An 18792-nucleotide genomic window follows, 5' to 3' on the forward strand; every position below is an offset into this window, starting at 1 on the left:
GTCATGACCATTCGGGACCGGGGCGTTCCTCGTCTCTACGGCGCGGAGGGGGCGCGCGAGCTGCTCGACGTTTTGGCAGGCAAGGCATCCGAGCAGCTCATCGCCCGCGAGTCGGACGGCCGGACGGCTCGCTTGCGGGTCAGCTCGCCGTCGATGCCGGACACCGTGCTGCAACGCTACGAGCTGTCTTGGCAGGAGGAGGAGCGCAGACGAGAACTGCCGGCCGGACCGCTGTTCCCCGCCGGCACGCTGGTGGTCCTCGACGAGCACGCGCCGGTGCCGGAGGCCATGCCGGAAGACGCGGTCGTCCTCCGCTGCGACGACACGGGTTGGTGGCTCGACGGCCGACGGCTGACCGACGGCGAGGAGCTGCTCGCGATGCTGGCCGGGCGGTCCTACCGTCACGTGCGCGTTCTCGCGACCCTGGAGCCGTGGAGCGACTGGCTCGCGCGCGGATCCGCTCCGGCGGCCGTACGCCGGCTGCATGATGCCTGTTTCCTGACCGCCAAAGCCGCCGTGGGATTGGAGACGTACGGCATCGCCCTCGCCGGTGGCGCAGACGGGAACGGTGCGGTTCACCCGTATGCGGGCCTGTTCACCGGCCTGGTCAAGGCGTTGGAGCTGGAGCCGGTGCTGACCACGGCACGCTTCTGCGTGGTCCTGACCGCCGCGGAGGCGGGCGCGGCCATCGCGCAGCTGGCCGAGGAGATGCGCGTGTGGCACGCCCTGCCGGGAGTCGTACTCGGCGATCGCCAGCGCTGGGTGCAGCGGGCGCGGCTCGCCCCGGTGCCGCCGGCGCGAGGGCCGGTACTGGGTGCGGACGCCATCGTGCTCGGCGCCGGTACGAGCCGGGGTATCGGCATGGTCACCTTGCTCGCCCTCGCCGAGACCTGCCGTCCCGTCATCCACATCCTCGGCACCAATGACCTTTCCCTTTACGAGAACGAAGAACTGACTGAGGACGACGAAGCGCACCGGTTCCGTCGCCGGGCGGTATTGATGGCAGCCGCGCGAGGCGAGAACGGGGGAGTCCCGGCGGTCAACGCCAGGCTGCGAAGGCTCTCCCAGGCACGGGAGGTGCACGTTTCCCTGGCCCGTCTCACGGCGCTCTGTGGCGAAGGCAAGGTGCACTACCACGTGTGCGACTCCGGGGATCCGGTTCAGGTGCGGCAGGTGGCTGAGGAACTCCTGGCGACGCACGGCGGACGACCGGTCGATCTGCTGCTGAACTTCTCCGGGCTGATCCGCTCGGCCGAGCTGCCCGCGAAGACGCTGGAGAACTTCCGCGCCGTGCGGGACATCAAGGTGGACACCTATCACGCGCTCAAACATGCTTTCGCCGAAAAGCCACCACTACGTTGGGTCAACGCCGGGTCCGGGGCCGGATTGTTCGGCATCCAGGGCGAGACCGACTACGCCGCGGCCAACGACTTCCTCTACACCGCCGCGGGTGTCTCGGAGGGGACGGTCGAGACCACCTTCGGCTGGGGCCTGTGGGACGGGACGACCCGATCCACCGAACCACTCGTGGCCGAGGTCCTCGACCGGCATCTGTCGCGGATGCCTGTGGAGGAGGGCATCGCACACTTCCTCGCCGAGCTGAGCAGGACGGAAGCCGTGCCCACCCTCGCCTACTTCGGTGCGGTGGAACGCCGCGTCATGGGCGAGCGGCGTCCGCGGCGGACGGCGATCTGGGCGGCCGCGGAACGAGAATCCGAACCGGAGCCGCCGTTCGACGAGATCGTCGAGCGTGGCCCTCGGAACCTTTCCGCTTACCGGGACTTCGACATCGGTCGAGATTCGTACTTGGAGCACCACCTGGTCGGCGGCCATCCGACCGTGCCGGGGATGGTCGCACTGGAACTCGCCGCGCAGGCGGCGAAGGCCCTGGTGCCGGGACGGGTGCCGGTCGGCGTGCGAGACCTCGTTCTGGACCGCTTCATCCGCGTCTTCCGGTCTTCGGCGCGACCACAGCGGAAGAAGATCGTGGCGGAGATCGAAGAGGATGTGCCGGGTGAGTACGGCGAAACCCTGGTGCGGGTCCGGATCCTGACCGACGTGGTGGCTCCGGACGGGACGGTGCTGGCCACTGACCGCGAGCACTGCCGGATGTCGGTGGTGCTCCGTGACCGGCCACGCGAGTGCCCGCGACCGGCGGCGGATCGGCTTCCGCGTGCCGCCGGAGCACAGGAGCTGGCCAATCCCTATCAGCTGCCGAACCCGTTCATCGAGTTGTCCGGGATCTTCGCTGCGAACAACCAGGTCCAGGCTGGTCCTGAGGGGAAGCTGGCCACAATGACGCTCGACGCCCGCGAGGTGGGCCGGTGGTTCGAGCACGCGGCACTGCCCTCCGCGGCCTGTGACGCACTGGCGCAGGTGATGGCTACGACGGCCCAGGACGGATGGAGCCCGGTAGCGGTGCCGCGAGCGGTCCGTCGGATCGACTTCTACGGCGGGCTCAACGACGTCGCGCTGGCTGGGGAGGAGCTGACTCTACGCGCCACTTCCGGACCGGACACCGGGCTTTGGGGCGCGGTGTTCGCCGCCGACGGGCGGCTCGTCCTGCGGATCGCCGGTGCGACCGGCGAAGTGCTGGGTTACGTGCACCAGGAAAGCGGGCTGGTACGGACGCTCGACGAACACCCCGTTCCTTCGACGCCGCCGGAAATCCGGCCTGCCGAAGACGGTGAGGAGAACGAACCGGCCGTACGCCCACACTTGGTCGCCTACGACACGACCTCGTTCTCCCGGCCGGTGCAGCGCTGGGTGACCGAGCCGGTGCCGTGCCCGATGGAACCGGTCTCCGGCGGTCTCCGTGGGCGAAGAGTGTTTCTGTTGGGAGCGCACACACCCACGACCGAAGCGGTGATGGAGCGGCTCACGGCCCGCGGAGCCATCGTGACCTCGGCCGGGTCGGCCGTGCGAGTGAACGAGTTGTCGGCGGAGGCGGCCGAGTGGGACGTCATCGTCGACCTCACACTCACCGGTCTGCCGGACTACGAGCTGGGCGATGGGGCGTGGAGGGAGGCACTTTCGACCACCACCGCCGCGCTCCAGGCGGTCTACGACCACTGGCTGGGCTCGGCGCGGGCGGACCGTTTCCAGTACCTGACGGTCGGCCATGGTGATGGTCTGTTCGGCCGATCCGGTACCGAAGTGCCGCAGCCGTTGGCAGGCGCCTGGGGAGCGATGGCGAGGAACCTCATGGTCGAGCTGCCCGGGCTCGTCACCAAAAGCATCGATCTCGACCGTGCCGACCCCGCCGAGATCGTCCGGGTGCTCGACATCGAGGCCGGTCTGCCCGGACAGCAGGAGGTCGGCTATCGCGATTCCGTCCGTCACGTTCAGCGCGTTCTCATCACCGCCTCGCTTCCGGACCCCACTTCTGAGCCGCCAGTGGGCCCGGACGATTGCGTGCTGATCTCCGGCGGCGGCCGAGGTGTCGGGTTCGCACTGGCCGAAGAACTTGCTCGGCTCGGGGCGGACGTGGTGGTGACTGGCAGGCGCCCCTTGACCGGACCCGGTGCGGAGCTGGACGATGCCGGCTTCTCCGCATGGCGCAAGTCACGGCTGCTCGAAGCGGCAGGGTCAGCCAGTGGCGTGCGTGAAGGCCTTCGTGCCGTCGAGGACGCGGAGTTCGTACGGACGGCGTTGGCCAACCTCGCCGCCGCTGCCGGCCGTGGGGCGCTGATCCGCTATGAACCCTGTGACGTCACCGACCGGAATCAGGTCGAGCGGCTGGTGGCCGGGCTGGAACGGAGTCCGACCGTGCTCGTGCACAACGCCGCCACTTACCGAGGAGTCCGGTTTTCGCGGCTTTCGCCGGAGGAGGTGGTGCGGGCGGTCGAGGTGAAGGTCACCGGCTTCACCACCCTGTTCGATGCAGTGTCGGCCCGCGCGTCCACGGAGCGGCCGTTGCGCTTCGTCTCCTGTGCGGGGTCCATGTCGGCGAGCGGCGGAATGGTCGGGCACACCGCGTACGCGGCGGGCAGTGGCGCGCTGAGCAGGCTCGGACTGTGGGCGGCACGGCGCACTGGTGTGCCGATCCACACGGTCAGCTGGCCGACCTGGGAACGCACCGGCAATATAGTGCACTACCTCGGCGCCGCCCGGTACGGCTCCACAATGGACCCGGTGGAGGGAACCACGCACTGGCTCGCCGAAATGGCCGAGGTGAGTCGAAATACCGGGCACAGCGGCGAGTCCGGCTACTTCGGCAGGCTCGGCGTGATGTCCCGGCCGCATCAACTGCGCGCGATGGCCTGGCCGGCGGGCAGTCCTGACCGGCTCCGGGTGGACACCGGACTGGCGTTCCTCGGCGAGGTCGACCGATTCGTCGAGCACGAACGATTCCGGGCCAGCCATCGGTGGTTCGTGGCCGAACACCCGCACCTGAGTGACGGTGAGCTCTCGGTGCCCATGCTCCTCGAGTACGTCCTCGCCGCCGCCGACTGGGTGCGCCCGGAGGGACACCCGCGTCAGCACTTGCTCTCGGTGTCCGATGTGGACGTACGACTCGCCCGGTTGCGGCCGGAAGGCGAATCGCTGGCGTTGGAGTTCGATGCCTGCGGCGGATGGGCCGACAATGTCTGGCAAGTGCGGGTGACCGTGACCGGCGACTTCGGCCCGGTGGCGACCGCGGTGCTCGAGTACGGTGAGCGCCCGCCGGAGCCGTCCTCCGTTCCCGAGGGGCCGTCGACAGCGGTGCGAGCCCACGCCGACGAGGATCTGTGGTGCGGAACGCCGACCCCGGCGGCGTGCCTGCCACATCCGGCGCTGTCCGCGATTCTCGCGGCCGCCGCACCGGTGGGGCGGCTCCCGGACGAACTGCGGATCGCCAGGCTCGTTGCCACTCCGGGATGCCGGGGAGCCAGGTTCGTGCGTACCGGTACGTCCAGGGGAAGCGCGGTTCTGGACGGACGTGCGGTGCTGGAGCTCCATGGGATCGACTACTAAATTGACGGGCCCCTTCGCGTCGTGCTGGCGGCGCCGCGTTGGCGAGCCGAATTACCTGCAGTCGGGCGGTTTCGCGTGACTTCAGGGACGACACACGTGATCAGATGGACGACACGCGACCGACGGCTGGAACACCACCTGGCCGCCTCTGGCGAACGTGATGATGTTCCAGCCGGTTGGTGATCGCGGCGCCGATATTCGCCAGGTGCCGATCAGCGATTGGTCAGCAACTCAACGGTTCCGGACTGCGGATTCGCCATGCGGTAGCGGCACAGATCCCACGCACCGTCCCGGATTCCACCTTCACAGGCTGCCTCCGCCACCGCTTGACTGGGGTAAGTTCCGCGAGAAACCATTTCTTCCGTGGCGGAGGCACTGGGAGCCGCCATGGCCAACGCTGCGACGGCCAGCAGAATTCCGGCGAGTGATTTCTTGATCATTGTCTCTCCGTTGTGTCGACAAGCACAGGGCGATGATCCCTGTGTGAATCAAACGATGTCATGACGTACTGCCCCTACGCGAAAAGTTGTCCCAACACCTCGATCTTGTCGGGTTTTCACTCATGAGCGGGAGATGTGGAGATCAATAACTACCGGCCATAAGACCGAGATGGACCAAGGGCAGGCCACACCTGTTCTTGGCATCGAACAGAACCGCGCTGGTCGCAGGCCCCTCCGTCGAACTCGACCCGAAGCCGAAGATGGTTGAGCCGTCGCCTCGCCTGCCGCGCCGTCCGCATCCGCCTTCGGCCCATCCGGATCGGGACTTCTGGTGTTCTAGGTCAGGACGGGTGTCCACTTCGGGCAGAACCTGCACAGCCTTCCGCGTCCCGCGGCCGTCGCTTCTATGCTCGGCCGATGGTTGTGGCGTACCAGGAAAAGAACGCGTCGTTCGTGGTGTTCGAAACCATCGGCGAGTACAACGTCGCGTATCCCTACGCGCGGATGCCCTGTCCGGGCGACGCTCGCGGTGGTGTGCGCAGCTTCACCTGCGCGGCGGCGGGCTTGTGGGACGATCTGACCGTCAGTGGTCAGAAGTACACTTTGGACTTCCTGCCGGACGACGTGCCGATCTCCGGTGAGCCGGACCGTGTCGGTTCCGTCGTGGCGACCCGATGGGGGGATCCGCCGCTTCTGCTGCTGGCCGGACGGGTTCCACTGAGGTGGGCATGGGAGGCCGTTATCAAGGCATGGCCCACCTCTTTGGACGGTGCGGTTCGAGTCTTGCACTCGAACTCACGATAGTCGTCTTCGCGCGTGAAGGCCCCCTCCCTCGGCTGAGCCGAGGAAACTGGGGGACGATGCCGCGGATCTGGTCGTCGATGGCGACCGGCATTTTCACCGAGTACCGATGTTCTGAGCCGAAAGCCGAACGTGTCGTCTTCGTGGGACCGTGGAAACGGGACTCACGTGTTTGGAAGCGGATCTCGCGTTGTTCGGCGTCCGATCACGCGAGATCCGCCTCCAAGCACGACAGCGGCACGGCTCCCACACCGACCGGCCGCGCTGATCGCCTGCTCGAGATGTGGTGGCATGAACATGATTAAGTGGTTGCCACTGACCGGTAACACACCCCGCTATTGCCGGGCGCGGTCGACGATGTCCCGCAAACCGTCCACCACCACGGTGTTGTAGTTGAACAGGAGGATGCCGGCCCCGCGCTTTCGCCATTCCTTGATCTGCTCGGGCCGATGCACGAGGGCGCACAAGGAACACCGAGGCGCGGACTTCACCGCCTCGGTGATCCGGTCCACGGCCGATCGATACTCGGCATGCTCGAAATCCCCCGGTATGCCCAGCGAGAGCGACAAGTCGGTCGGGCCGATCCAGACGGCGTCGACGCCCTCGGTCGCGGCTATCGCGGCGCAGTTCCGGACAGAGTGCCGGTCTTCGGCTTGAACCACCACGACGGTGTCGCTCGCGGCTCTGGCCAAATGTTCGTCCAGGGTCGAGGTGCCGTGGCGGCCGGCCCGCGTACTCACCGCGAGACTGCGGGTCCCCCGGGGCGGGTAGTGCGCGGCGCGGACAGCCGCCTCGGCGTCGGCGGCAGTCGACACATGGGGCACGACGATGCCCGCCGCGCCCGCGTCCAGCGCGTGCAGCGCGGACGAAGGGTCGCTTCCGGCGACACGCACCAGCAGGGGAATACCGGCGGCGTCGCCCGCCCGGACGTGGTGTTCCACTTCGACCGTCTCGGCGGACGCGTGCTCGGTGTCGAGCAATACGAAGTCGAAACCCAGATACCCGGCCAATTCCACCGCGGAATGAGACGGGATCTTGAGGATCAGGCCGAGTAGTGGCTCGCCGTCGACGACGCGGGAGCGCAGACTCACCGTGTGCCGCCCGGAAGCGGACGGTTCCAGCCACGTGCCTCGTCACCCGGGGCTTCCCAGCCGTCCTCCGTGACGATCAGCGTGTCCTCCAATTTGACGATGCCGACTTCGGGATTGGACAGTGTCGTCTCCAAGGACAGGACCATCCCCGGTTCGAGCGGGGCTTCCGCGTGATCGGCGGGGTAGGGGACCGGGCCGGTGCCGGTCAACCGAGGTACCTCGTGCGTGATCAGGCCCATGCCGTGGCCGACGAAGAACATCTCGCTCGCGTGGGGACACTCGGCCAGCGCCTTGTCCGCCAAGGCGAAGACATCACCACCCCGCCTGCCGGGTGCCACCGCGGCGCGCACACTCTGTTGCACCGTTTCGACCTCGGCCAGCAGATCCCGCATCAAACCGGTCGGCTCACCCGCCACCGCCATCCGGGCCAGATCGCCGATGTACCCCTGGTACATACCGCCGGAATCGAGTGAAAGCAGTTCACCCTCCTGCCAGACTCTCGACGAGGGCGCGCGGTTGAACTCATTGCCGCACGACACCAGGCAGTAGTCGAACACCAGTCCACGATCGGTCTGTTCCCGGCGAAACCGCTCGACGATCTCAGCCTTCGTTTCACCTGGACGGGATGCGGCGAAGGTGGCCGCCATGGAATCGATGATCCCGATCGAAGCGGTCCGCACCAGATCGAGCTCTTGAGCGGATTTGACCGCGCGGACACCTTCGAGGATCGGATGAGCGTCCACGAAGGTCGCCCCCGGCAGCTCGGTTCGAAGCACTTCGCCGGCATCGAAGGGAAGGAAAGCCTTCTCCAGGGCGATGGTCGTTCCCTCGAGCCCGCGCTCCCGCAACCCGTCGACGATCGAGTGGGCCGTGTCCACGCTCGACCAGGACAGATGTCGGACGTCGGGAACCCAGAGCGGGAAAACGGAGGTCCCCCATTCCTCATTACCGCAGCCGACGTAAAAGGATTTCTCGGGTGCGCCCTTGAAGTAGACGAGTGCCGGGAGATACCGCGACACGCCGATCGCATCGAAATTGGCGAAGAAGAAATACCGGTATCCGCCGAGCAAGTGCTGGATGGAGACGCGAGTGGTGGCGATCATCGCCTCGGCGCCGGAATTGTCCATGAGCGCGTCCATGCGGCTCTGATCGAAAGGCAGGTCCATGACACTCCTCAAAGAAATTCCTGTGGAAAAGCGCGGCGTCTCGGTATAGTTCGACCGGGCAGTTCACCCTTCGATCGAGAATCGAGTGCAGATATGAACGAATCATCCGGTGGCGCGCAGGCCACTTCCGCGGGCCGATCGATCATGGACCGATTCCGGCTGACCGGCAGGGCCGCCATGGTGACCGGAGCGGGACAGGGGATCGGCCGTGCCTTCGCGCATGCCCTCGCTGAGGCGGGTGCGAAGGTCGCGGTCGTCGACCTCAGCGCGGAGCGTGCGGCGGAGGTCGCCGTCGAGTTGCGGGACAAGGGCGCGGAAGCGATCCCGGTCCACGGCGACGCCGCCGACGAACGTTCCATCGAAGACTTCGTACGTACCACGGTCGAGACGTTCGGCCGGCTGGATATCGCGGTGAACAACGCGGGGATCAACCTCAACTCGGCGGCCGAGGAAACAACGCTCGACGAATGGGACATGGTGCACAACCTCAACTTGAGGGGCGTGTTCATCGCCTGTCAGCACGAAGCGAAGGCGATGTTCCCGAATGGATATGGAAAAATAATCAATACGGCGTCGATGGCTTCGCTGATAGTTCCTCACCCCCAGAAACAGGTGTCGTACAACGTTTCCAAGGGCGCGGTGGTGAGTCTGACCCGCACCCTGGCCGCGGAATGGGCCGACCGCGGGATCCGGGTGAACTGCATATCGCCGGGAATCATCAGGACCGCCCTGATCGAGGAATCCGAGGCGCTCGCTCCCCTGGTGGACGAATGGGTCGCGAACATACCGGCCGGACGCCTGGGCGAGGTCGCCGATCTTCAGGGCGCTGTCGTCTACCTGGCCGGCGAGGTCTCCGACTACATGACCGGGCACAACCTAGCGATCGAGGGCGGCCAGACCTTGTGGTAGTCACGCTGCTTCCAGGGAACCGCGCAGGGCCATTTCCCGTTGCAACGCGATGGCCGAGGCCAGTTCCCCGGTGCGGACATCGTTGACGAACAGGGTCTTCCCGATGCCGACGGGCAGTGGCAGCCGCTGCTGCCCGTCGCGCCGCCGGACCGTCGCGTGGAGGGCCCGCCCGAGCACCTCCGGCGTGTGCAAGGGGCTCCAGGTGGGCAGGCCGAGATCGGACATCACCGCGAACACACGGCCGCACTCGTCCTCGTTCATGAGTCCGCGCCCGCACGCGAGCGCGGTGCTCAGTGCCATGTCGAGACAGACGGCTTCACCGTGAAGCATCGAAGGAAGGCCGAGCATTTCGACCGAGGGACTGAAGGTGTGACCGTAGTCCATGCTGCGTTCCAGCGTCTCTTCCCACAGATTCGGTTCGAGTTCTTCCAGCATGCCGCTGATCGCCCTTTCGAGGATCGCGGTGGCGGCACCGTCTCCCTCGGGTGAGAGACCTTGGAAGTTCTCGTCCAGGACGAGCCGGCCGTGGCGCTCGAGAAGGCCGAAAAGTGCTTCGTCCTTGATCAAACCGACCTTCAAGATCTCCGCGAGACCGTTGCTGATGTGACGGCGGCTCAGTGTCGAGAGGAAGCTCCGGTCGAGCAAGGTGAGTTCCGCGGCCGCGTAGGTGCCCAGCTGATTCTTGTGGCCGTTGAAGTTCACTCCGGTCTTCACCCCGACCCCGGCGTCGACCAGACCGATCAGGGTCGTCGGGACACGCACGAAGGGTGTGCCGCGCCGGTAGAGGCTCGCGGCGAGTCCCACGATGTCCATGAGGACGCCGCCACCCACGACGATGATCGGTTCACGTCTTCGATCGATCCCGAACGTGTCGAGCCGCTCCACGAGACGCAGTACCATATCGACTTCTTTGCGCACCTCACCTGACTGCACGACCATTATCTCGTGCGTGACGTCATGGTGATCCAGGTACTGCCGGAGTTCTGCTCCGTACGCCCTGTCCACGGCTTCGTCCACCACGACGAAGCGGCGAGCTCGGCCATCGCCTGGGCCGCCGGCCTCGAGGAGGTCGGTGCGGCGCAGATCGAAGACCCGGTGGCACAGTCGTACCTCGTAGTTGACCGGCTGTGAGGCCTTGACGTGCCAAGAGGGATTCCCGGCGTTGGGACTGAACTTCCTCCTGATCGGCTTCCGCTGCGCAGGCGGTGCGATGATGCTCGGCGAGCCTTCGTGATACCTCGATGGATTAGGCATTTTCGCCCCCTGGTCTTCTTGTGAGTTCAAGCGAAAGTTGCCCGGTCAAGTCCGGACGAGGCTCGGCGCTCGGCCGCGACGGCGATCAGGGACCGGGCATAGCGTGCCACCGCGGCCGGGTAGAGATGGAAGAACTTCACCGGTGCGACCGATTCGACTTCCAACAGCAGCAGCCTGCCGGTGGTGGGATGACGGAGAAAGTCCAGCCGTACCGATACCGGGTGAACCGGGACGGTCTTCAAATAGGCCTCGTAGGTGGCGTCGATATCGGCGCCATCCTCGCTGTGTGAGGCATAGCCCGCGCGGGCGTTCGGATGGAACTGTGTCCCGGCGCGCCCCGCCGAGAGAATGGCGTCCTTGGTGATGGCGTGGGAGAATTCGCCGTCGATCATGATGATCCCGTGTTCGCCCAAGGAGTCGATGCTGGGGATGTAGGGCTGCACACACGCGGTCACCCCGGCCCGATCGAAGTCCGCCAGCTTCGCGACCAGTTCGCGCTCGTCGGTGACCCGCGCGGCGCCGAGTGTGCCTCCGGACGAGATGGGTTTGACGACGACGGCTCGTTCGCCGAAGTCACGTTCCGCGCCGGCGATCGCCTCCGCCGCGACCGTGCCGAGGCTTTCGCCTGGCCGGACGACCGTGGTCGGGATGGTCCTGGCTCCGTGCTGCTCGACCAGCGGCAGGTACTCCTTGCTCATTCCGCCCACGATGACCTGATACGGGTTCGCCAGTCGCACACCCTGGCTGTGCAGGGATTCCACCCATTCGCGGAATTGATCCAGCTTGAGCCACATGCTCCAGGGTGACTGCACGGCGACCAGATCGAAGGCGGTCCAGTCCACGCCGGCGCAATCGTCCCAGTAGAGGATCCGCGTGCCGCATCCCTGTTCTTCCAGACAGGCTTGAAGCAAGGGGGTGTCCCGGTCGGACCAGTCTTTGCCGGGAAAAGCGCCGGAGGTCACGAGTGCGATGTCCACGGGTTGCCTCTCCCTATGTTCATGATCGCCTTGCTCGGCGAACGGCGAAGGTGTTCACCTGCGGAAGCGGTTTGCAACCCCGATTCCACGAACTGGAACATCGCTCGGACCTTGGCTTCGGCGGGCGGTCAGGAGCGTCTCGTTCGGCGTGAAGCTACACCGAAAGCCCGCCCGACAGGCCCGGTGAGGCTGTTCGGGCAATCGCCTTGGACGAAACGCGCGGATCTGCGCGAAAGCCGGTAATCCTGGCAGAAGATCTGGTCAGGGACCACTTCGAGAGCGCTAGGGGCGACTGATCAGATGAGCCCGATTGAAACCGCAGCCATAGTCCTTGACCCTTCCACTCCGTTCGAGCTGGAGCAGCTGGACCTCATCGGACGTCCGACGACGATCGAGTTGTCGGAGGATGCGATCGCGCAAGTCACGCGCGGGCGCGAGTTCGTCGAGGGTGTGCTCCGCCGCAATGGACGGCCCGTTTACGGCGCGACCACCGGCTTCGGCCCCTTGGTCGTCTTCGGAGGACGGGACAGCGCCACCGAACAGTGCGACAACGTCCTGCAGCATCTCACGGTCGGACAGGGGGCCGACCTGCCGATCCCCATCGCGCGAGCGTCGATCCTCGTGCGTGCCCGGTCGCTGGCTCATGGGCTGTCCGGCGCGTCTCTGTCCACGGTGGATGCGCTATGCCGGATGCTTTCCACGGGTTTCGCGCCCGTCATCCCGATCTGGGGCTCGGTCGGGGCGAGCGGGGATCTCGTGCCGCTCGCCCACGCGGTCCAAAGCCTGCGCGGGGTCGGACACGCCTACGTCGACGGCGAGCGGATGCCCGCGCGGGACGCGCTGGGCGTCGCCGGGCTGACACCACTGGAACTGGACGGCCGTGACGCACTGGCCCTGGTCAACGGCACGTCTGTGACGACGGCCGCGGCCGGCTTGGCGGCGCTGTCCGCACGGCGTTCGCTCCAGGTCGCGACCGCGCTGACCGCGGTCCTCGCCGACCTGCTCGGTGCCACGCCCGCGTTCGTCGCACCCTCTCTGCTGAAGGCCTTCGGCCACCCCGATGTCGCGACCACCGGACAGGAACTGGCGTGGTGGCTGGAAGGGACGACGCCGTCCCCGGACCGGCCCCTGCAGGAGCCCTACAGCGTCCGCTGTACACCACAGCTGCTGGGAGCGGCACGGTCGGCGATCGGGTGGTCCATCGAGACGGTTTCGCACGACCTGCGAGGAGTAAGCGACAACCCGCTGTTCTTCGAGGACGAGGATCTCGTCGCCCACGGTGGCAATTTCTTCGGCCAGCCCTCCGCGTTCGCCTCCGATTTGCTCAGCTCGGCCGTGACGCAGGTCGGCAACCTCGCGGAGCGTCAGATCGACATGCTGGTGGACCCGGGGCGTAACGGCGGACGGCCGCCGATGCTCGCCTCCGAGCCGGGCAGGCAGCACTCGATCCAGGGCCTGCAGGTGATGTCGACCTCGCTCGTCGCGGCGATGCGGCGGGCCTGCACACCGGCGGCCATGCAGAGCCTGCCCACCAATCTGCACAACCAGGACGTGGTCCCGTTCGGCACCCAGGCGGCGGTGACCGCCTACGAGCAGGCCCAGAAGCTACGCCTGCTGCATGGGGCCCTCGGAGTCGCGCTGCGGCAGGCCGCTCACCTCGACAATCGTGGTTCGACCGCTTCGCGCTGCACCGACCTGGTGGCCGCCTTGTCCGAACGGATCGATCCGATCATCCACGACCGGCCGCTCGACGAGGACATCCGGATCGCCGCGGACGTGCTCGACAGACAGGTGGAGACGAAGCCATGGTCGTACCGGTGATCCCTCGGCTCGTCGTTCCGCTGCCGCTCGACGAGTTCGGTCCGTGTCAGGCGGAAAGTGCCATCCCGGCGGGTGCGCTGCCACGCCAGCGTGCGGCCACTTGCCCGGCGGCGCTGAACGTGCAGCCCGTGCCACCACCGCCCTCCGGCTCGGAGGCCGAGTTCGCTTGGTACCGCTGGATTCTCGGCCATCACGGATCCTTCGTGGCCTGGCGGCTGCTGTCCTCGGCGCTCGATCGTCGCGACACCGACGAGGCCGCCGCCCTCTTCGACGCCTACTCGGCCTTGCTTCTTTATGCCGGCAGTTGTACACCGGCGGTCTATGCCACGGTGATCCGGCCCCGGATGATGGCGCGGCACCCGGCGATGAGCGGTACGTGGGCGCGCGACTATCGCCACATCACCGCGCAGCTGTCCGAATTCGTTCCCGAAAGCGGCTCGACGCTGAAAGAAGCGCTGAAGTTCAACCGGCTTGTGCACATGACGGTCGCCCATCGCCTGGTGCCGATCGGAAAGTCTCTTCTGCGGGATGCCGGCCACGACGTCCACGAGGCGCCAACCGAGGAGGAGCAGGAGATCGTCGACGACTTCTTTCTGATGGACCGGGCCCCGAACTGCGTGGCCGGTTTCGTGGCTGCTCTGCGAGCACGGATTTCGGCGATCATCGCGGACGCACGCTTGAACCCGGTGACGGAAATCTACGACCGGCAAGTGGTGAACCGTTTCCAGGAAGACCTGCCGGAGCACATCAGCCGCGTTGTCTCGATCGCCGAGGCGACACTCTTGGAAGGAGTCAACGCATGACGAGTGCAGGGACACAGCCGGAGAAGGCGGTCTTGCTCACCCCCGAAGTGCTCGAATACGTGCGTGCCCAGCTGCCGCCCTTCACCGACGTCCAGCGGGAGCTGATCGACGCCACACTCGCGCTGGGCGGAGTGGCGGAGATGCAGGTTCCACCGGAACAGGGCGCACTTTTGACCTTGCTGGCGAGGCTCACCGGGGCGCGCGTCGCCGTCGAGGTCGGCACGTTCACCGGATACTCGACGCTCGCGCTGGCCGAGGGGGTCGGTGCGGACGGCAAGGTGATCACCTGCGACATCAACGACAGCTGGCTGGAGATCGCCGTCGGCGCCTGGACCAAGGCAGGCGTGGCCGACCGGGTGGAAACCCTGGTCGGGCCCGCGCAGGAGACCCTCGGGAAGCTTCCCGACGAGCCTTTCGTCGATTTGGCGTTCATCGACGCGGACAAGGTCGGCTACATCGGCTACTGGGAAGCGCTGGTACCGAGGATCAGGCCGAACGGACTCATCGCGGCCGACAACGTGCTTTACGCGGGCGAGGCGGCGTCACGCGACGCCGAAGGCAACGCCCGCGCGATCCGCGCGTTCAACGAGCACGTGCTGAGTGACGACCGGGTCGAGTCGGTCATGCTCACCGTCGCGGACGGATTGACCCTGGCACGCAAGAAGAATTGAGGAGATCCGTGGAAACGGCACAGGAGGTCGCGGCGTGGGAAGTGGACGCCTGCGTGAATCTCCATGATCACGTCGTGCGGTCCGCCGCGGCGAAGGGAGATCATCTCGCGATAGTGGATCTCTCCCGGGGTTCCCGCCGCGAATGGACATACGCGCGGTTCCGGGCGGCCGTCGCGGGGCTCGCGGGCTGGCTGCGGCGTACCGGGATCACCGACGACGACGTCGTGGTGGTGCTGACCGAGAACAGTGCCGAATTCGTGATCGCCTATCACGGGATCCTGGCGGCGGGCGGGGCGGTGCTCGCGCTCGACCCGCGGGACACCCCGGACCGCTGGCGGGCCACGATCGACTCCAGCGGCGCGAAGGCGCTGATCGCCGAACCGGCCTTGGGACCGCCGGAGTCCGCGCTGCCGGTCGTCTGCGTCGGCGCGTCGACTCCGGGAGGTACGGCCTGGGAAGACGCGATCGCGGCCGAACCGGTGTCGGAGCACCCACCCGGGGGTGATCGCACAGCGGTACTGATGAGTTCAAGCGGTACCGAAGGCGTGCCGAAACTCGTCCGGGTGACCCATCGCAACCTCACCTCGAACCTCGGCCAGATCGACCACCTGCACCGCGTACACGGTGACGACGTGGTGCTGTCGGTGCCGCCGCTGCGGCACGTCTACGGAATGCAAATGGCGATGAACCCGTCACTGCGGGCCGGGGCGACCCTGGTGATCGGTGCCACCCCGTTCTCGGCCGAAGACTTCCATCGGACCGTCACGGAAGAAGGGGTCTCCTTGGCCTATCTGGTCCCCAGCGTCATCGCCGAGCTGGGAAAGACCGGACGGCCGCTTCCGTCGCTGCGGACGATCGTCTCGGGGGGCGCGCCACTTCCCTCGACCGACGGGGCCCGCTGTGCCCAGGCCCTCGGCACGCCGGTGGTGCAGGGCTTCGGGATGACCGAAGCGGGGTGCGTGAGCTTCAGCCCGGACGGTGTGGAGGTGCCGGAGGGTTCCACCGGCGTACTGGTTCCGGGCACCGAGGTCAAGTTCCTCGGTTCCGAGGACGGGACCGAGTCCGGCGAACTGTGGTTGCGCGGACCGCAGATCGCCCCGGGTTCGGCGGACGCGGACGGCTGGCTGCGTACCGGTGACCTGGTGACCCGCGACGCGGACGGTTTCCTGCGGATCACGGGGCGAGCGAAGGCCCTGATCAAGTACAAGGGCCATCAGGTCTCACCGGCGGAGCTGGAAGAGGTGGTGACGAGCCACCCCGCCGTGTCCGAAGCCCACGTCGTGGGTGTGCCCGACGCGGTCGCGGGCGAGATTCCGAAGGCTTTCGTCGTCCTCGCCGAGAGCGTCGCGCTCTCGGCTATCACCTCATACGTCGCCGAGCGGGTCGCTCCGCACAAACGTGTGCGGGCGATCGAACGGGTCCAAGCGATCCCGCGATCCTCTACCGGTAAACGGGTGCGGCCACCGGCTGTGCGCGTGCTGGTCACCGGCGGAGGGCGCGGGCTCGGGCGGATATTCGCCCTCGCACTGGGCGCCACGGGCGCGAACGTGATCGTCGCCGGCCGCGATGAGGATGCCCTGGTCAAGACCGTCCTCGAGATCCATGAGGCCGGTGGAACCGCTACACACGTGGCGTTCGACATCACCGACGAGGCTGACGTGAACCGCGGCGTCACCCGAATGCTGGATGAGTGCGGCGGCCTCGACGTCTTGGTCAACAACGCCGGTATCCCCGGTCCGACCGGCCCCTTGTCGATGGTCGACGAGCGGGAGTGGCGGCGCACGGTCGAAGTCAACCTGTTCGGTTCGGCGATCGTGACCAGGGCCGTGACCCCCGCGCTCACCGGTCGGGTGGTGAACGTGGTGAGCCGGGCCGGCCGGACCAGCTGGCCGAACGCGAGCGCCTACGCGGCGTCGAAAGCGGCTTTGATCTCCTTGACCGCCAGTCTGGCAGGAGAACTCGGCCAAACCGGCCGGGTCTCGGTCGCGTTCGACCCGGGACTGGTGGACGCCGGCATCACCAGGGCTCATCTGGACCGTGGTCGGACAGGTGTCCACTGGGAGGACGAAATCCTCGCGTGGACACTGAAAGCCCGCGAAGCCGGGAAATTCACCTCCACCGAGGACGCTGCCGGTGCGCTGGTCGCCGTCGTCACCGGAGCGGCGGATCACCTGAACGGCGGCTATGTGTCCGTGGAGGACGTGATTTCCCGGCCTGTCCGCCGTGCTGAAGGGTGAGGGGGACTTTCACCGCATGCGATGACGCTGTTGGGAAAGTGGTGGCGGGTTCGGTGATCTTCCCTCGTCAAGTCCGTGAAGGCCTCCTTCCCTACTCTCAAGGTAGGGAAGGAGGCCTTCACGGACCTCCATAACAGGATATTCGCGGGTAAAACGGTCATAAGGGTCACGATTTAAGTCCTTAAAGGACACTTGGTCGCCGCCGGCAGTCACTCCGGTGTCACCGCCATCCGACTTTCCCGACAGCGTCATGCGGTGCGGGGAAAGCGCCCTTCAGTTCAGTCGTGACGGCAGGATTTCGGCGGCCAGCGCGCGTCTCCCGGGGATCTCGAGCTTCCGGTAAACATTGGAAAGGTGAAATTCGACCGTACGCACGGTCAGGACCAGACGATCGGCTATTTGTTTGTTGCTGTAGCCATTCTGTGTCAATTCGGCGATCCGCAGTTCCTGCATGGTCAGCGGGGTTCGCTGTTCCGAATTGGTGAGTTCGCAGAGCAGCTTCTCGATCTTCTCCGTCAAGACCGCGTCACCGATCCTCCGAGCCGACTTTTCGGCTCGGAGGAGGTGAGCCCTTCCTTTGCTGTGCTCACCGGATGCCAGCAGTCTCTTGCCTTGTTCGTAACAGACGGTCGCGATGCCGGACGGGGATCTGGCGAGTTCCAGCAGGTCGATGGCATCTCTGAAGCGGTCGGACGGTTGATCGGAGTCCTCGATCATCTCGAGGACATACAGCCCCCACGCCAGATGGGCGTGGGACCGCCACGCCTTCGCGACCTCGTACTCCTGCGTGGCCGCGGCGAGGGCGACTTCGTGCTCGCCGGTGGCGGCGGCCGCCAGGGCGAGCACACCTCTGCGGCGTGCGACCGAGTACGTGGCTGCCACCTCGGTGGCGGGAAGCCGCGAACACTTGCGCAAATCCCGGTAAGCCTGCTCCGTCCGTCCTGAGATCAGATGAAGCCAGCCGCGTACTGCCAGTAGCAGAGGGTACAGGGTCGGCCATTTCCGTTGAAGCAGATCGAAGTCGTGCTGACGAAGGACCTGGTTCGCCAGCTCGGCCTCGTTGACCGCGACGAGCACTTCGAGGTAGCAGGGGAGTGCGAGGTCGCGCAGGCTTTCGGGGAGCGCTGTAGCGGTAAGCCGTGCCAAAGCCGCCCGTGACCCCACCAGATCCCCGGCGTGCATCGCGTGTTCGGCCCGCATCAAGGTGACGTGATCGTCCCACCAACCCCGTCGATCGTGCTCCAGCCTCCACAGGTGTTCGTCCGCGCTCTCGAGTTCACCGGCACGCAGGAGAATGGTCATCCCGTGCCAAACGCAGCGCACATCCTGCGAACAGGCCTTGTCGGTGAACACGAGTTCCGCCTGCGAGGCGGTCCCCAGCCGATCGGTCCCCCGCGAGAGCATCTCCAACGCCGTCCTGGCTTGGCAACCAGGCGCATCGGGTCCCGCGTGCTCCAGCGTCATGTGGCCTCCAGGCTCTCTCGGGCCATTCTTCACGACCGAGCGCATTCTCAGGTGTCTATTCGGGTGAAGTTCGAGGGCTTCGCGGAACGATTCGCAGAACCCGGTGTTCCCTGTTCGTGATTTGACGAAGAAATGATCCGCGTGTAAAATTCTTCGCCGCGTCGGCTGGCTGGCGCCTTGTGACCACGGGAGACGCCGTGGC

The 18792-nt window shown here is 66.5% G+C and carries 14 protein-coding genes; 8 read left to right on the forward strand and 6 right to left on the reverse strand.

Translation table 11 applies throughout. The features are described 5' to 3' along the window. Positions 1–3: 3 nt before the first annotated feature. Positions 4–4956 (forward strand): SDR family oxidoreductase, encoded by a 4953-nt coding sequence (locus SD37_RS10205; protein ID WP_044850987.1) that lies wholly within the window; start codon positions 4–6, stop codon positions 4954–4956. Positions 4957–5168: 212 nt separating this feature from the next. On the opposite strand, the gene SD37_RS42525 is transcribed toward SD37_RS10205, so the two are convergent. Continuing rightward, positions 5169–5396, reverse strand: a complete 228-nt coding sequence (locus SD37_RS42525) for a hypothetical protein (protein WP_145926575.1) — start codon at positions 5394–5396, stop codon at positions 5169–5171. 417 nt (positions 5397–5813) lie between these two features. Here SD37_RS42525 and SD37_RS10210 point away from each other — a divergent pair, with 417 nt between their 5' ends. Further along, positions 5814–6200: a hypothetical protein gene (locus SD37_RS10210; protein ID WP_044850988.1), complete on the forward strand. Its 387-nt coding sequence runs from the start codon at positions 5814–5816 to the stop codon at positions 6198–6200. A gap of 332 nt (positions 6201–6532) precedes the next feature. Here SD37_RS10210 and SD37_RS10220 read toward each other — a convergent pair whose 3' ends face one another. Together SD37_RS10220 and SD37_RS10225 are read right to left on the reverse strand one after the other, a co-directional pair. Continuing rightward, a complete protein-coding gene (locus SD37_RS10220) occupies positions 6533–7288 on the reverse strand; it encodes an HpcH/HpaI aldolase family protein (protein WP_044850990.1) in 756 nt (251 codons plus the stop codon). Next, positions 7285–8454 (reverse strand): M24 family metallopeptidase, encoded by a 1170-nt coding sequence (locus SD37_RS10225; protein ID WP_044850991.1) that lies wholly within the window; start codon positions 8452–8454, stop codon positions 7285–7287. The genes SD37_RS10220 and SD37_RS10225 overlap by 4 nt, the downstream gene beginning before the upstream one ends. 144 nt (positions 8455–8598) lie before the next feature. Here SD37_RS10225 and SD37_RS10230 point away from each other — a divergent pair, with 144 nt between their 5' ends. Continuing rightward, on the forward strand, positions 8599–9363 hold the full coding sequence (locus tag SD37_RS10230; protein WP_256376590.1) for an SDR family NAD(P)-dependent oxidoreductase: 765 nt from the start codon (positions 8599–8601) through the stop codon (positions 9361–9363). On the opposite strand, the gene SD37_RS10235 is transcribed toward SD37_RS10230, so the two are convergent. Then, positions 9364–10302, reverse strand: coding sequence for a sedoheptulose 7-phosphate cyclase (locus SD37_RS10235; RefSeq protein WP_335622506.1), 939 nt, complete (start codon positions 10300–10302; stop codon positions 9364–9366). 6 nt (positions 10303–10308) lie between these two features. Here SD37_RS10235 and SD37_RS43650 point away from each other — a divergent pair, with 6 nt between their 5' ends. After that, the gene (locus SD37_RS43650) at positions 10309–10494 is read left to right on the forward strand and encodes a hypothetical protein (protein ID WP_236725504.1); all 186 of its coding nucleotides are present in this window, start codon (positions 10309–10311) and stop codon (positions 10492–10494) included. 149 nt (positions 10495–10643) lie between these two features. On the opposite strand, the gene SD37_RS10240 is transcribed toward SD37_RS43650, so the two are convergent. Then, positions 10644–11594, reverse strand: coding sequence for an ATP-grasp domain-containing protein (locus SD37_RS10240; protein ID WP_044850993.1), 951 nt, complete (start codon positions 11592–11594; stop codon positions 10644–10646). Between the two features lie 300 nt (positions 11595–11894). On the opposite strand from SD37_RS10240, the gene SD37_RS10245 reads away from it, so the two are divergent. Genes SD37_RS10245 through SD37_RS10260 form a run of 4 tightly spaced genes read left to right on the forward strand, consistent with a single transcriptional unit; the run spans position 11895 to position 17126 of the window. After that, on the forward strand, positions 11895–13415 hold the full coding sequence (locus tag SD37_RS10245) for an HAL/PAL/TAL family ammonia-lyase (RefSeq protein ID WP_236725319.1): 1521 nt from the start codon (positions 11895–11897) through the stop codon (positions 13413–13415). After that, positions 13400–14218: an L-tyrosine 3-hydroxylase gene (locus SD37_RS10250; protein ID WP_236725320.1), complete on the forward strand. Its 819-nt coding sequence runs from the start codon at positions 13400–13402 to the stop codon at positions 14216–14218. Before SD37_RS10245 ends, SD37_RS10250 begins: the two co-directional genes overlap by 16 nt. Beyond that, positions 14215–14889, forward strand: a complete 675-nt coding sequence (locus tag SD37_RS10255) for an O-methyltransferase (RefSeq protein WP_044850994.1) — start codon at positions 14215–14217, stop codon at positions 14887–14889. Before SD37_RS10250 ends, SD37_RS10255 begins: the two co-directional genes overlap by 4 nt. A gap of 8 nt (positions 14890–14897) precedes the next feature. Beyond that, a complete protein-coding gene (locus SD37_RS10260; RefSeq protein ID WP_044850995.1) occupies positions 14898–17126 on the forward strand; it encodes an SDR family NAD(P)-dependent oxidoreductase in 2229 nt (742 codons plus the stop codon). A gap of 273 nt (positions 17127–17399) precedes the next feature. Here the strand turns inward: SD37_RS10260 and SD37_RS10265 are convergent, their stop codons facing one another. After that, a complete protein-coding gene (locus SD37_RS10265) occupies positions 17400–18590 on the reverse strand; it encodes a helix-turn-helix transcriptional regulator (RefSeq protein WP_044850996.1) in 1191 nt (396 codons plus the stop codon). Positions 18591–18792 lie beyond the last annotated feature (202 nt).

Origin of the sequence: Amycolatopsis orientalis (assembly GCF_000943515.2) — a bacterium.
GTDB lineage: Bacteria > Actinomycetota > Actinomycetes > Mycobacteriales > Pseudonocardiaceae > Amycolatopsis > Amycolatopsis orientalis.

What these genes read in the sequence shown, in the direction of transcription:
- SD37_RS42525 (WP_145926575.1), bottom strand. Translation starts at nt 5,396, where the DNA reads ATGATCAAGAAATCACTCGCCGGAATTCTGCTGGCCGTCGCAGCGTTG.
- SD37_RS10205 (WP_044850987.1), top strand. Translation starts at nt 4, where the DNA reads ATGACCATTCGGGACCGGGGCGTTCCTCGTCTCTACGGCGCGGAGGGG.
- SD37_RS10225 (WP_044850991.1), bottom strand. Translation starts at nt 8,454, where the DNA reads ATGGACCTGCCTTTCGATCAGAGCCGCATGGACGCGCTCATGGACAAT.
- SD37_RS10250 (WP_236725320.1), top strand. Translation starts at nt 13,400, where the DNA reads ATGGTCGTACCGGTGATCCCTCGGCTCGTCGTTCCGCTGCCGCTCGAC.
- SD37_RS10255 (WP_044850994.1), top strand. Translation starts at nt 14,215, where the DNA reads ATGACGAGTGCAGGGACACAGCCGGAGAAGGCGGTCTTGCTCACCCCC.
- SD37_RS10235 (WP_335622506.1), bottom strand. Translation starts at nt 10,302, where the DNA reads ATGGTCGTGCAGTCAGGTGAGGTGCGCAAAGAAGTCGATATGGTACTG.
- SD37_RS10265 (WP_044850996.1), bottom strand. Translation starts at nt 18,590, where the DNA reads ATGACGCTGGAGCACGCGGGACCCGATGCGCCTGGTTGCCAAGCCAGG.
- SD37_RS10245 (WP_236725319.1), top strand. Translation starts at nt 11,895, where the DNA reads ATGAGCCCGATTGAAACCGCAGCCATAGTCCTTGACCCTTCCACTCCG.
- SD37_RS10230 (WP_256376590.1), top strand. Translation starts at nt 8,599, where the DNA reads ATGGACCGATTCCGGCTGACCGGCAGGGCCGCCATGGTGACCGGAGCG.
- SD37_RS10210 (WP_044850988.1), top strand. Translation starts at nt 5,814, where the DNA reads ATGGTTGTGGCGTACCAGGAAAAGAACGCGTCGTTCGTGGTGTTCGAA.